General features: G+C 41.1%; 9 protein-coding genes, 1 tRNA gene, 2 pseudogenes and 1 CRISPR repeat array. Of the genes and pseudogenes, 6 read left to right on the top strand and 6 right to left on the bottom strand.

What is annotated here, in order from left to right:
• Positions 1-1,237: direct repeats of the CRISPR family, unit length 32 nt; unit sequence CGGTCGCCTCACGCGCGACCGTGAATTGAAAC.
• 68 nt (positions 1,238-1,305) lie between these two features.
• Positions 1,306-2,634 carry a bifunctional tetrahydrofolate synthase/dihydrofolate synthase gene (gene folC / locus A3EO_RS0109290; protein WP_018346930.1) on the bottom strand — a complete coding sequence of 443 codons (1,329 nt, stop codon included), beginning with the start codon at positions 2,632-2,634 and terminating at the stop codon, positions 1,306-1,308.
• An 86-nt stretch (positions 2,635-2,720) separates the two neighbouring features.
• Here folC and A3EO_RS0109285 point away from each other — a divergent pair, with 86 nt between their 5' ends.
• Positions 2,721-3,584 (top strand): EamA family transporter, encoded by an 864-nt coding sequence (locus A3EO_RS0109285; RefSeq protein WP_018346929.1) that lies wholly within the window; start codon positions 2,721-2,723, stop codon positions 3,582-3,584.
• A gap of 39 nt (positions 3,585-3,623) precedes the next feature.
• Here A3EO_RS0109285 and A3EO_RS0109280 read toward each other — a convergent pair whose 3' ends face one another.
• From A3EO_RS0109280 to sppA, 3 genes are read right to left on the bottom strand one after another with little or no spacing between them, the layout of a single operon-like run.
• Positions 3,624-4,979 (bottom strand): anti-phage deoxyguanosine triphosphatase, encoded by a 1,356-nt coding sequence (locus A3EO_RS0109280; RefSeq protein WP_018346928.1) that lies wholly within the window; start codon positions 4,977-4,979, stop codon positions 3,624-3,626.
• Positions 4,980-4,992: 13 nt separating this feature from the next.
• Positions 4,993-6,033 carry an outer membrane-stress sensor serine endopeptidase DegS gene (gene degS, locus A3EO_RS0109275; protein ID WP_018346927.1) on the bottom strand — a complete coding sequence of 347 codons (1,041 nt, stop codon included), beginning with the start codon at positions 6,031-6,033 and terminating at the stop codon, positions 4,993-4,995.
• 14 nt (positions 6,034-6,047) lie between these two features.
• Positions 6,048-7,901: a signal peptide peptidase SppA gene (gene sppA / locus A3EO_RS0109270; RefSeq protein WP_018346926.1), complete on the bottom strand. Its 1,854-nt coding sequence runs from the start codon at positions 7,899-7,901 to the stop codon at positions 6,048-6,050.
• Positions 7,902-8,035: 134 nt separating this feature from the next.
• Between sppA and A3EO_RS0109265 the strand changes: the two genes are divergently transcribed.
• Positions 8,036-8,596 carry a nitroreductase family protein gene (locus A3EO_RS0109265; protein ID WP_018346925.1) on the top strand — a complete coding sequence of 187 codons (561 nt, stop codon included), beginning with the start codon at positions 8,036-8,038 and terminating at the stop codon, positions 8,594-8,596.
• Between the two features lie 47 nt (positions 8,597-8,643).
• On the opposite strand, the gene tyrA is transcribed toward A3EO_RS0109265, so the two are convergent.
• Together tyrA and A3EO_RS0109255 are read right to left on the bottom strand one after the other, a co-directional pair.
• Positions 8,644-9,771 carry a bifunctional chorismate mutase/prephenate dehydrogenase gene (tyrA, locus tag A3EO_RS0109260; protein WP_018346924.1) on the bottom strand — a complete coding sequence of 376 codons (1,128 nt, stop codon included), beginning with the start codon at positions 9,769-9,771 and terminating at the stop codon, positions 8,644-8,646.
• A gap of 19 nt (positions 9,772-9,790) precedes the next feature.
• The gene (locus A3EO_RS0109255) at positions 9,791-10,849 is read right to left on the bottom strand and encodes a 3-deoxy-7-phosphoheptulonate synthase (RefSeq protein WP_018346923.1); all 1,059 of its coding nucleotides are present in this window, start codon (positions 10,847-10,849) and stop codon (positions 9,791-9,793) included.
• Positions 10,850-11,093: 244 nt separating this feature from the next.
• Here A3EO_RS0109255 and secG point away from each other — a divergent pair, with 244 nt between their 5' ends.
• From secG to A3EO_RS13390, 4 genes and pseudogenes are all read left to right on the top strand, one after another.
• Positions 11,094-11,447, top strand: coding sequence for a preprotein translocase subunit SecG (gene secG, locus A3EO_RS0109250; protein ID WP_018346922.1), 354 nt, complete (start codon positions 11,094-11,096; stop codon positions 11,445-11,447).
• Positions 11,448-11,454: 7 nt separating this feature from the next.
• A tRNA-Leu gene (locus tag A3EO_RS0109245) sits at positions 11,455-11,540 on the top strand.
• Positions 11,541-11,740: 200 nt separating this feature from the next.
• Positions 11,741-12,007, top strand: a pseudogene (locus A3EO_RS0109240) (integrase arm-type DNA-binding domain-containing protein); the annotation flags it as partial.
• A 91-nt stretch (positions 12,008-12,098) separates the two neighbouring features.
• Positions 12,099-12,196, top strand: a pseudogene (locus tag A3EO_RS13390) (IS1595 family transposase); the annotation flags it as partial.

The raw sequence follows: 12,196 nt of genomic DNA, 5'->3' as shown, positions 1-12,196 counted from the left end.
CGGTCGCCTCACGCGCGACCGTGAATTGAAACAGTTTAAGAAATGACGAAAAAACAAAAGAAGTTAGCGGTCGCCTCACGCGCGACCGTGAATTGAAACATTTTATTGCGTTCCGCCAATTCTTTAGCAGTACGGTCGCCTCACGCGCGACCGTGAATTGAAACCCTAATGGGAAACACGATGACCGGATAGATGCACTTCGGTCGCCTCACGCGCGACCGTGAATTGAAACAATGCTTCTATGTTGAGGTCTGGATTTAATCTTTTCGGTCGCCTCACGCGCGACCGTGAATTGAAACTCTTTTGTCATTTCTTTTTGATTGATAATCATTTCGGTCGCCTCACGCGCGACCGTGAATTGAAACAGTTAATAGGGGGGGCCAATGCCTAGAACACTGCGGTCGCCTCACGCGCGACCGTGAATTGAAACAAGTAAAAGTAAGACGAGGCGCACAGGTAGATTACGGTCGCCTCACGCGCGACCGTGAATTGAAACATCCCAATATTGCTTTATATAGCCGATATTAAGTACGGTCGCCTCACGCGCGACCGTGAATTGAAACAAGAAAGATCAGTTTGGGTGAATATCCGTTTTTATCGGTCGCCTCACGCGCAACCGTGAATTGAAACCATTTTCTGGATCTATCATATGCCGCGCGAACCTCGGTCGCCTCACGCGCGACCGTGAATTGAAACTCGTTTCCCCTAGCCAACATTCCAACATCAGCCAAAACGGTCGCCTCACGCGCGACCGTGAATTGAAACTACTAACTCAGGGCAAGGTGTTTGACTTGGGATAGCGGTCGCCTCACGCGCGACCGTGAATTGAAACATTTTTATATGTGAGAGTTTTCATAATTTTTTCCTTCGGTCGCCTCACGCGCGACCGTGAATTGAAACTTACGCAGATCAATCCTAACAAAACCTTGCTAGAGTCGGTCGCCTCACGCGCGACCGTGAATTGAAACACTTTGTATGGCAGGGGCATTAAAAGGCTGATGATCGGTCGCCTCACGCGCGACCGTGAATTGAAACCTAACACTTACTTATCGCAAGTTAAGAAAGTTTCCGGTCGCCTCACGCGCGACCGTGAATTGAAACTACCATGTCAACAAATCTACCTTTATTAGTGATAAACGGTCGCCTCACGCGCGACCGTGAATTGAAACGACGTATTTAATGCAAAAAAATTTATCGTTAAATTCCGGTCACCTCACGCGCGACCGTGAATTTAAGTCAATACCAAATCATCTCAGTTGGCATACATCTCTTTTCAACAATTAAGATCCACTAAAAATGTCGTCATTAATCATTACCTAACACATTCAAAAAATCCGCTACTGTGTGGAATGAGCCAAAAATCAACAACAGATCCTCTTTTTGTGCCTTATTTAAAGCAATATCTACACCCTGTAACATTGAATTAACTGCCTGGCTTTCCAATAAATTATGATTTTTTTCTGTCACTAACTGTAACTTCCGTTGTAATTCAGTAGCACTTTGTCCTCTTTCGCCAGCCAAAGGAACACAAATCCACGCTGTAATAAAAGGTAACAATGGTGTTAATACACCTATGGCATCTTTATCCTGCAAAATACCGCAAATAGCATAAATATGACGATAATTTGCTTTCTTTTGTGCTAATTGTGTTGCTAAATAACGTGCCGCGTGTGGATTATGTCCAACATCCAGCACAATTTGCGGTAAATTTTTGCCTTCTACATTAAATCGTTGAGCCAAGTTTTGGTACTGTTCTTGACTTAAAAATTGGAAGCGCCCAGCCAATTCAACATTTTGCAAACTCTGTTTAATTTGTGACGAGGTAATCTTGAATGGTAGAAACTTTAGTGCTGCCAACGCAGTTGCGGCATTTTGCAATGGAATGTGACAAAATGGTAAATGTTGCCACTGTTCCGTTCCTATTTGAAAAGCCCAATCCTGATCGGTCTGTTGCACTGAAAAATCCTTTTCACGATACAAGCTCGGACAGTGCAATTTTTCTGCCACCTGTTTAATGGAGATTGGGCAATCCGGCTCGCCGACAACCAATGGCGTATTTTCACGACAAATTCCCGCTTTTTCAAAACCAATTTGCTCGCGGTTATCGCCGAGAAATGCAATATGATCAATATCAATAGAGGTAATAATGGCTAAATCAGTGTCGATAATATTGGTCGCATCCAAACGCCCACCTAAGCCAACCTCAAGAATAATGACATCTAAATCTGCTTGTTGAAACAATAATAAAGCCGCTAAAGTGCTAAATTCAAAATAGGTTAAGGATTGATTTCTTTGCTGTTCAATAATTGAAAATGCTCGGCTATGCATCTGATCCGACAACTCCGCCCCTTGAATGCGAACTCGTTCGTTATAGCGCAAAATATGTGGTGAAGAATACACGCCGACACGATAACCGGCATTGAGCAACAATGTTTCCAGCAATCGACAAGTTGTGCCTTTACCATTTGTACCTGCGACCGTAATGACAAATGCGGACGGATTTAATAAATTTAATTGTTGTGCCACGGATTTAACCCGTTCCAACCCCATATCTATATTTTTACTGTGCAAATGCTCCAAATATGCCAACCACGCATCAAGTGGTGAATTCTGATCTAATTTTTGCTGCATCATTATCTTATCCTTAGTTTGTGCTTGCGTATCATAGTGAATATTGCCTAAAATCGCCAGCAATCTTACTTTTTTTGCAAGGAATAATTATGTTGTCACTATTTATCGCTATTTTCTGTAGCGTCGCTGTGAGCGTTTTTCTCAAAATCGCACGTTCACAACAGATCGTTATTTCACAAGCTATTGCCTGCAATTATATTATGGCAAGTTCCTTAACTTATTTCGTGTTACAGCCCGATTTTCAAGGGTTATCGTTTAGTGATGCTTTACGCCAAAATGAACACAGCTGGATTTTTCTCTTACTTGGTTTGTTATTGCCTTCTATTTTTTTGGTGATGGCGAAAGCGATAGAACATAACGGTATCGCTCGCGCTGATGCGGCGCAACGTTTATCGCTCTTTTTACCGATTCTCGCTGCGTTTTTACTTTTTGGCGAACCACTGACTTCACAGAAAACCATCGCTATTCTGTTAGCATTCTTAGCCTTATTTGCTTTGATTTTCAAACATAAAGCGGATGGTGCTTCTGGCGGCATAGTGGGTTTTGTGCTATTGCTGTTAGTGTGGTTCGGTTACGGCGTGATTGATATTTTATTTAAACAGATTGCTAAATTCGGTGTCGATTTTCCATTTGCGCTTTTCACCTCATTTATCGTTGCCGGTTGTTTTATTTTTGCTTATTTAATTTTCGCCAAAATACGTTGGCAAGCAAAAAGTATGCTTGCCGGTTTACTGCTTGGCGTGCTGAATTTTCTAAACATTCTCTTTTATATCAAAGCACATCAACAACTTAGCCAAAATCCTTCATTGGTTTTTGCCGGAATGAATATTGGGGTCATCATTTTAGGCGCACTAATCGGGCTATTTGTATTTAAAGAAAAACTTAATAAAATCAATTTTATGGGTATCGGCTTAGGTATTATCGCCATTATTTTGTTGCTGAGTTTTAAATAATGGCTTTCGCCTGCTGATGAGGGCAGGCGAATCTTTTATCTATAGCTGCTGATACAAGCGCAAGGCATAAGCATCCGACATTCCGGCAATATAATCACAAATAACGCGTTTACGATGTGTTTCTTCCGCTTGTTGCCAACGCTTCACCGTGTTTGGCGGCAATAATCTGGTCGGATCGGTAACAAAAATTTGGAACATTTCTGTCAAAATGCGTTGTCCCCGATATTCTATGCGTTGTGTTTTCACTTCGTGAATCACAAATTGGCTAACAAACTGTTTAAACAGATTTAATACTTCCACTGTTTCCGGCGGTAATTCTGCATTAAAACGCAGTAAAGGCTCATTAAATTGTTCATTTTCACGCCAACGAATATGCGTAATAAAATAATTGACCAATGAACCTATCGCATTTTTACGCAAATAATGTTGATCGGAAAATAGTGCATCCGTCAAGACGACAATATTATCTCGAATCCAGTCCGCTCGACACTGCTGCAACTGTTGCAATGTTGGCTGCCACTGCTCCCGATGTACCAAGCCAACCACAATCGCATCTTCAAAATCGTGTACCGCATAGGCAATATCATCTGCCAATTCCATAATACTGCAATCTAATGATTTATAACGACTTTTTAGCGTTTGTTCTGCTGAAGTTCGTTGCGGCAGTGAGGTAAACAGAGCATAATCTTGGCGAGAAAGCGGTGACAAAACCCATTCAAATGCGCTTAAATCATCGCGGAAAATCCCTTTCCCCGGACGCCAGTTTTCCATTTTGACATAGCGAGGATCTTCACTGCGTGGCAAATCCAGCTGCTGATATTGTGGAGAAACTTGATCCAAAATGACAGGATATTTCAAAATTCCAAGTAAAGTACGGCGAGTTAAATTCATTCCCCACTGTGGCGTATAAGGCTCCAATTTAGTTAAAATCCGAAACGACTGCCCGTTTCCTTCAAAACCACCGCAATCGCTCATCATATAATTCAGCGCGACTTCACCGCCGTGACCAAAAGGCGGATGACCAATATCGTGAGCCAAACAAAGCGTTTCAATCAAACTATTTGCTGGCAGTAATTTTTTAATCAATGACGGCTTGATTTGCTCAACATAATCATTGCCCTTCTGTTGGCGCAGATGAATAAATGCATCCTCCAATTTTAGTTGTGAAGTCAAACTGCCACCAATTTGAGCAACCTCTAACGAATGCGTTAAACGTGTACGGTAAAAATCATTTTCACCGATAGAGTGGATCTGTTTTTTCGCCTGCAGACAACGAAACGCAGCAGAATGCAGAATTCGTCCACGATCACGTTGATAGGGTGAACGGTGATCGTGTTCTCGGCGAGGATCATTTTGTTGCCTTTCTGTCCAACATTTTGCGATTTCAAACATCATCACCTGCTCCTATTTAATTGATCGGATATTCCCCTATCTCAACCGGAATATTATAAAGTTTATTTTTCCGCAATACTTGTACGGTAACTACCGCGCCGGGTTTCATATTTCCAACCATATTGACCATTTGTGCAGGCGATTGCACTTCCGTATTGCCAAATTTCACAATGATATCGCCAATTTGAATTCCGGCGCGCTGTGCCGGCCCATTCTGACTAAGATTGGTCACCAACACCCCTTTTTGTGAGTTGTCCTCTATCGGCGCGCTGGAAAACATTTGACTTTCCACGCCAAAGAAACCGCGAATAACTCGTCCATCCTGAATAATCTTACTCATCACGGTGTTTGCCAACTTAATCGGTATCGCAAACCCTAAACCTTCAGCCACCACTTCATTTTCTGAACGCCCGATACTTAAAGTATTAATGCCGATTAACTCACCTAACGAATTGATTAACGCGCCGCCGGAATTACCTTGATTGATGGAAGCATCGGTCTGGATAAAATCCTGTTGTTTAAATTCACTGATAGTATTGCGTCCGGTGGCACTGATAATGCCTTGAGAAACGCTCTGCCCTAAGTTATAGGGATTACCGATAGCTAAAGCAACATCACCGACCTTCACAGTGCGTTCCGGATTTTGCGGAATGGTCGGTAAATCATTGGCGTTAATCTTCAATACTGCTAAATCCGTTAGCCAATCACTGCCAATAATGGTTGCCTGATAAATCTTACCTGATTGTAGTGCCACAATAATTTGATCAGCGTTTTGAATAACATGTTTATTGGTTAGAATATAACCGTTACTACGCATAATCACACCGGAACCTAAATTATTAACACCGAAATCATTGCGGTTCGAATCTTGTAATGATCTTGTATAAACATTCACTACTGCAGGTGCTGCAATACGAACCGCATCATTATAAGATGCAACTTGTGGACTGAAAAATTTGCTTAAAAAGTGATTGCTGCCGGTACCGGATAATATTAAGACGATCAACATTGCCGCCGCTAAACCGATAACAATCGCCTGCAATAATTTTTTAATCATTTTATGCCTTTATATTAATAAGTAGATTGACAGTTCAAACAGTATAAATATTGACCTTTCGGATCAGTAAACTCTGTCAGTAGCCCGAGCTGTTGGCGCATTTGTTTGCTTTCAACAAAATGATCAACGCCAACTGCACGTAACAAATATTGCACTACACTGCTTCTCTTTTGTGCTAAGAGTGATAATAAACCTCTGTCTTGCTCCTCTGATAACCATAAAAAGCCAATTTGAGCATCCGCCAATCCTTTCTCTTTGCTCTTCATTTTCTCTGAAGCTATTTCAACCGCAGTATTAAAATCACCCAACTGATCGACCAATTTATGTTTTAGCGCCTCTTCACCAAGCCAGACACGCCCTTGGGCAATATTATCCACTTGCGTTTTATCCAAATTACGCCCTTTAGCCACTAGGCTGATGAATTGATCATAACCGTGCTCAATCGACATCTGAATAACATCGCTATACTCTTGACTTAATGCGGTAAATGGCGACATTGATGCCAACGGTGAAGTTTTCACGCCATCAGAATGGATACCTAAATTAGCCAAACTTTTCTCTAACGTCACGAATGCTGCAAAAATACCGATCGAACCGGTGATGGTATTTTTATCCGCCACAATATAATCCGCAGTGCTGGCGATCCAATAACCGCCTGAAGCCGTCATTCCCCCCATTGAAACCACCACCGGCTTGCCTAATTGCTGTAAATGCTCAACTTCTTCACGAATAATTTCAGATGCGGATGCACTGCCGCCCGGACTATTAATACGCAACACCACTGCTTTTACGCTTTTATCTTCTGCTGCTTCTCGCAACAAGCGTGCAATGCTGTCGCCACCAACATTTTCCTCATCGCTCTCTCCATCAATAATTGCCCCTTCAATACGAACGACCGCAATATTGTTATCCGTTATATTGGCAGTTTCATAATCCGGCAACCCTGCTAAATAGTCTGAAAAATCAATATGTTGATAATGATTTTCCTGATCTATGCCAAATTGTTGCTTCAGATATTCTTCCGTTTGATAATGTGTTGCGGCTTCCGTTACCAATTTATTATTCAGCGCATATTGTGTGAGATCACCTTTCAAATTTTTCACTTGTTGCAGAAAATCATTGGTTGAAGGGAAAACTTGCTCTTTTTTAAGATGACGATTATCGCTCACTGTTGTCTGAATATTATGCCACATTGCATTCAACCACTGGCTTGCATTTTGACGGGCAGCCTCCGACATATCATCCCGTAACAAAGGCTCGACTGCGGATTTATAAGTGCCGACTCGGAAAATATGCGGCTGTGCATCAATCTTATCTAACAGTGACTTATAATAGAACTGTTCACCGCCCAATCCGGTCAACTCCACTTGACCTTGGCGATGTAGATAAAGTTTATCGGCATAACTGGCTAAAATATATTGTTTTTGTGAATAGTTATCTGACACGGCGATCACCGGTTTGCCGCTTTGTTTAAACTCATTTAATGCTTTTCCAATGAAAGTCAGCGAAGGCAAATCACCACCTTCAAAATGGTTGAGATCCAGCACAATGCCTTTAATACGCTCATCTTTTTTTGCCTGAGTAATGGCAAAAATTACATCAAAAGTCGATATTTTTTCCGGCATTGCCTGTTGTTGCAGATTATTCAATAACGCCTTCAATTCACTGTTTTGATCTCTGTTATCCGCTAGAAAGCCATCTAAATTTAGGCGCAACGCCCCTTGCGGTAACGGTTGTTTATTCTGTTCTCCTACGAATAAACTGATGCCAATAAACAAGATTGCCGCCACTAAAAGGAATAACAGATTCATTAAAACGCGGCGTAAAAAATTTAAACAATTCCAAATAAAACGAAAAATAGCAAACACAATTCACACCTTATTATTTATCATTTCCGGTCAGTTAAAATAGCACAAAATGCTTATCAATAAACGATCTTTTTCGCTGAACGACTGTGTTGCGTGCTACAATACGTCATCTGATTCCTCAAGGAGAAAAAACTATGCAAGCATTAGATTTGTTACTAAATCGCCATTCTGAAAAAAATTTAGTCTCACCGGCACCGAACAGACAAGAATTGGAAACGTTATTGCAAGCTGCCCGCCACGTTCCTGATCACGGCAAATTAACCCCTTATCGTTTTGTTGTTATTGAAAATGAAGGGTTACAAAAGTTGGGTAATCTTTTAAAAGAAGCTGTTGTTGAACTCGATCTCGGTGCAGAAAGATTGGCTAAAGCAGAAAAATTTCCTCAGCGCGCACCGATGTTTGTTGCTGTTATCGCAGAAATTAATAAAGAGATCAAAAAAGTGCCTGCTTGGGAGCAAATGTTAAGTGCCGGTTGCGCAACCTATGCCTTTCAATTAGCAGCTAATGCGTTAGGTTATGCCAATGTTTGGGTGACCGGTCCTTGGATTGACGGTACTGCATTAAGAAATGCGTTCGGTTGTCGTCCGCAAGATAAAATTGTGGCGTTGGTGATGGTGGGAACGGCTGAAAACCCCAATAACCGCCCGGCAAAAGAGTACAATAAAGACAAAGAAAATTTTGTTTCTTATCTCTAAAAAACTGGCGGGAAAAATCCCGCCATTGTGTTATCCGATAACCTTATTTAATCGTGTTTTCGATGATCATATGCCTGTTGCAGCAACTGCCGGCTCTCTTGCATAAACTGTTCTGAATAATCCCCAAACCAGTGGTGAACCTGTTGGAAAGCTCTGATAAACCCTTGCTTATCACCATTTTCAAAAAATTGTAATGCTTGTTGATAACTTTTTTGCAAAGTTTTAATCACTTCTAAATTTTCCGCTTTATCCATAATAATATCGGCATAAAGCGCCGGATCTTGTGCAAATAGACGCCCAATCATCGCTAATTCCAGACGGTAAATCGGTGAAGAAAGTGCTAATAAATTTTTTAACTGCACCGGCTGTTGTGAAAGATGCAACCCATTGGCAAAAGTAGAAAAATGGCGCAATGCTTGAATATAAGTCATACTGTGATCGTGTTCCTGCGGTGTAACCTGATACAAGCGCGCGCCCCAAATATAAAATTGATCCAGCAACCATTGATAACGTTCAGGATAACGTCCCTCACAGACAGCAATCACTTGCTTTGCCATACTGGCAATATCCGGCCCGAACATTGGGTGTAAACCAACCACAGCACCTTGATGAACTTCCATCATTTTTGCCATTGGTGCAGTTTTTACTGACGTTAAATCCGCCAACAACATTTCTGGATGTAAATAGGGTTGCAACTTTTCAATTACAGACTCTGTTACCGTAATCGGCACGGAAACCAACACCATATTGGCACCTTCAATAATCTGTGCCGCCTGTTGCCAATCATCACGATCCAAGATTTCTACACGGTAACCGGAATTTGACAAATAACGAGCAAATAGTCCACCCAATTTACCGCGACCTCCGACAACAACAATCTTTTTAATCTCCGGATTGACTGTTTTAAAGCCGTATTGGTTTTCACTGTGATAAGATTCTCTCATCACACGTCTTAGCACATCCTCAATTAAATCAGGAGAGAGCCCCATTTTTTCTGCTTCTTGGCGCCGTGCAGACAACATCGCAGCTTCACGTTCCGGCACATAAATCGGCAACCCGTGCTGGTGTTTGACCTTGCCCACTTCAGCCACTAGCTGTAACCTTTTCGCAAGCAATGCCAATAATGCCTGATCGGTTTCATCAATTTGTGCGCGTAATTTTTGTAATGCTTCCACGTTCTCTCTCCAAAATAAATTAACGATCTAATTGAGCTAAAGTATCGTGCATTTTACGCAATAATGTTTCTGTTGTCTGCCAATCAATACAGGCATCGGTAATGGATACACCGTATTTCATCTCCGCTTTTGGTTGATCGGCACTTTGATTTCCGGCATTTAAATTACTTTCCAACATAATGCCGGTAATAGAACGGTTTCCATCTACAATTTGTTGCAACACATCTTCTGCGACAATTGGCTGACGACGATAATCTTTATTGGAATTTCCGTGGCTGCAATCCACCATAATCGACACTTCCAATCCTGATTTTTCCAACTCTTCTTCACTTTGTTTGACAAATTCCGCCTGATAATTTGGTTTTTTACCGCCACGCAAAATAATGTGCCCATCCGGATTACCGCCGGTATGCAATAAATTTACCTGACCTTGCTGATTAATACCGATAAAACTGTGCTCCTGCGAAGCAGCTTTAAGCGCATTAATCGCAGTTGCCAAATTACCATCAGTACCATTTTTGAAACCGACCGCCATAGAAAGACCGGATGCCAACTCTCGGTGAGTTTGCGATTCAGTGGTTCTTGCACCAATCGCCGACCAACTAAAGAGATCCGCTAAATATTGCGGTGTAATCGGATCTAATGCCTCTGTCGCCAACGGCAAACCCATATGTCCCAAATCCAATAATAATTTTCTGGCTAAATGTAGCCCCTTTTCAACATCAAACGTCCCATCCAAGTTAGGATCATTAATCAAACCTTTCCAACCCACTGTCGTACGCGGTTTTTCAAAATAAACACGCATCACGATATATAATTGATCTTTCAATTCTTCCGACAATGCCTGCAATTTTTTTGCATACTCAATTGCCGCAGGAATATCGTGAATGGAACAAGGACCACACACCACCAATAAGCGTTTATCACGGCGATGTACAATATCCGCAATTTCTTGACGGAAGCGTTCAATATTTTGACGTAATGGTTGTTCCAAAGGAAGTTTCGCTTTCAATTCATCCGGCGTAATTAATACTCTTTCATCCACAATATGGACATTGTGAATACTGTCTTTTTTCATCTTAGATCACCTTGTAAATTTTTTAGTACACTTAATGTAACGATAAAATTACACTTCTTTTTAAGAATAAACAAGCGCTATTTCGCGAACTTTTTCCTTTTTCATCGCTATCGCTTATTTTTTTATCAATCAACGCTTAGCGATAGAAAAAGACTTGCACAACGCAAGTCAATCTTATAATATGCAGCCCGTTAATTTTGGCAAAATGCTTAAATAAAAAGTTTAACTAACGTGTGATTATACAATGTATCAAGTTTTATTAATTATTTATCCTATTATCGCGATTGCGTTAATCGCATTTATCCTTGTACAACAAGGTAAAGGCGCAGATATGGGAGCATCATTCGGCGCCGGCGCATCTGGAACAGTATTCGGTGCAAGCGGTGCGGGGAATTTCTTAACTCGTACTACAACAATTTTGGCAATTGTATTTTTTGCAATTAGTTTATTGCTAGGTAATTTAACTGCACATTCAAGCAAACCGAAAGGTAACTTCGATGATCTTTCCGGTGTGGCTCAACAAGTTAAAGAAGAAGCAGCTAAACCAGTAACTGAATTACCTGCAAAACAGGATGTTAACCAGGATATTCCAAAATAAGAATTTCGCTCTGGTGGTGGAATTGGTAGACACGCTATCTTGAGGGGGTAGTGTCTGTAGGACGTGCGAGTTCAAGTCTCGCCCAGAGCACCAACTAACTAAACGAAGCCTTTCGTAACTACTCGAAAGGCTTTTTTAATCCCTGTAATTTCAAGGGTTTAACCTATTTTACCTATCGCAACTAATCGTAACTAATTGAGTTAAAGCGCGGATTTTAGTAACTATGATAGTAACTACAAATAGGGTATAGTTACTAACCACTTTCCATAGTTACTAAAATGAGGTTCTTAGATATGCCAAGAGTTACAAAGCCTTTAACTAATACAGAAATTGAACGGGCAAAACCGCAAGGCAAGTCCTATACTTTAACCGACGGCAATGGGCTATTTTTGCTTATCTCCGCCACAGGTTCTAAAACGTGGCAATTTAATTATTATCGCCCTATAACCAACAAGCGCACTAAGTTTAGTATCGGGGCTTATCCTGAAATATCTTTATCACAAGCACGGGCAAAACGTGAGGAATTTCGGGCATTATTGGCTAATGGTGTTGATCCGCAAGTAAAATAAAGAGGGAAAGTAAGCTATCAATACGCAAATAGAAAATAGCTTTGGGGCTGAAGTAGATTAGCACTTATGCTAAGCTACAAAAATGAAGATAACCAATTGTAAACTAAAGAAATCTATACAAAGAAAACTGCTTGAATTTTTTGTATTAGAAGTAACAGCACGATCAGCAGCAGATTTGCT

Origin of the sequence: Gallibacterium anatis DSM 16844 = F 149 (assembly GCF_000379785.1) — a bacterium.
Taxonomy (GTDB): domain Bacteria; phylum Pseudomonadota; class Gammaproteobacteria; order Enterobacterales; family Pasteurellaceae; genus Gallibacterium; species Gallibacterium anatis.
Note: the sequence above shows the minus strand (reverse complement) of the source record. Positions and strands in the feature narration are given on the sequence as shown.

Coding starts and splice junctions, on each gene's coding strand:
- folC (WP_018346930.1), bottom strand. CDS start 2,634: ATGATGCAGCAAAAATTAGATCAGAATTCACCACTTGATGCGTGGTTG.
- A3EO_RS0109285 (WP_018346929.1), top strand. CDS start 2,721: ATGTTGTCACTATTTATCGCTATTTTCTGTAGCGTCGCTGTGAGCGTT.
- A3EO_RS0109280 (WP_018346928.1), bottom strand. CDS start 4,979: ATGATGTTTGAAATCGCAAAATGTTGGACAGAAAGGCAACAAAATGAT.
- degS (WP_018346927.1), bottom strand. CDS start 6,033: ATGATTAAAAAATTATTGCAGGCGATTGTTATCGGTTTAGCGGCGGCA.
- A3EO_RS0109265 (WP_018346925.1), top strand. CDS start 8,036: ATGCAAGCATTAGATTTGTTACTAAATCGCCATTCTGAAAAAAATTTA.
- A3EO_RS0109255 (WP_018346923.1), bottom strand. CDS start 10,849: ATGAAAAAAGACAGTATTCACAATGTCCATATTGTGGATGAAAGAGTA.
- secG (WP_018346922.1), top strand. CDS start 11,094: ATGTATCAAGTTTTATTAATTATTTATCCTATTATCGCGATTGCGTTA.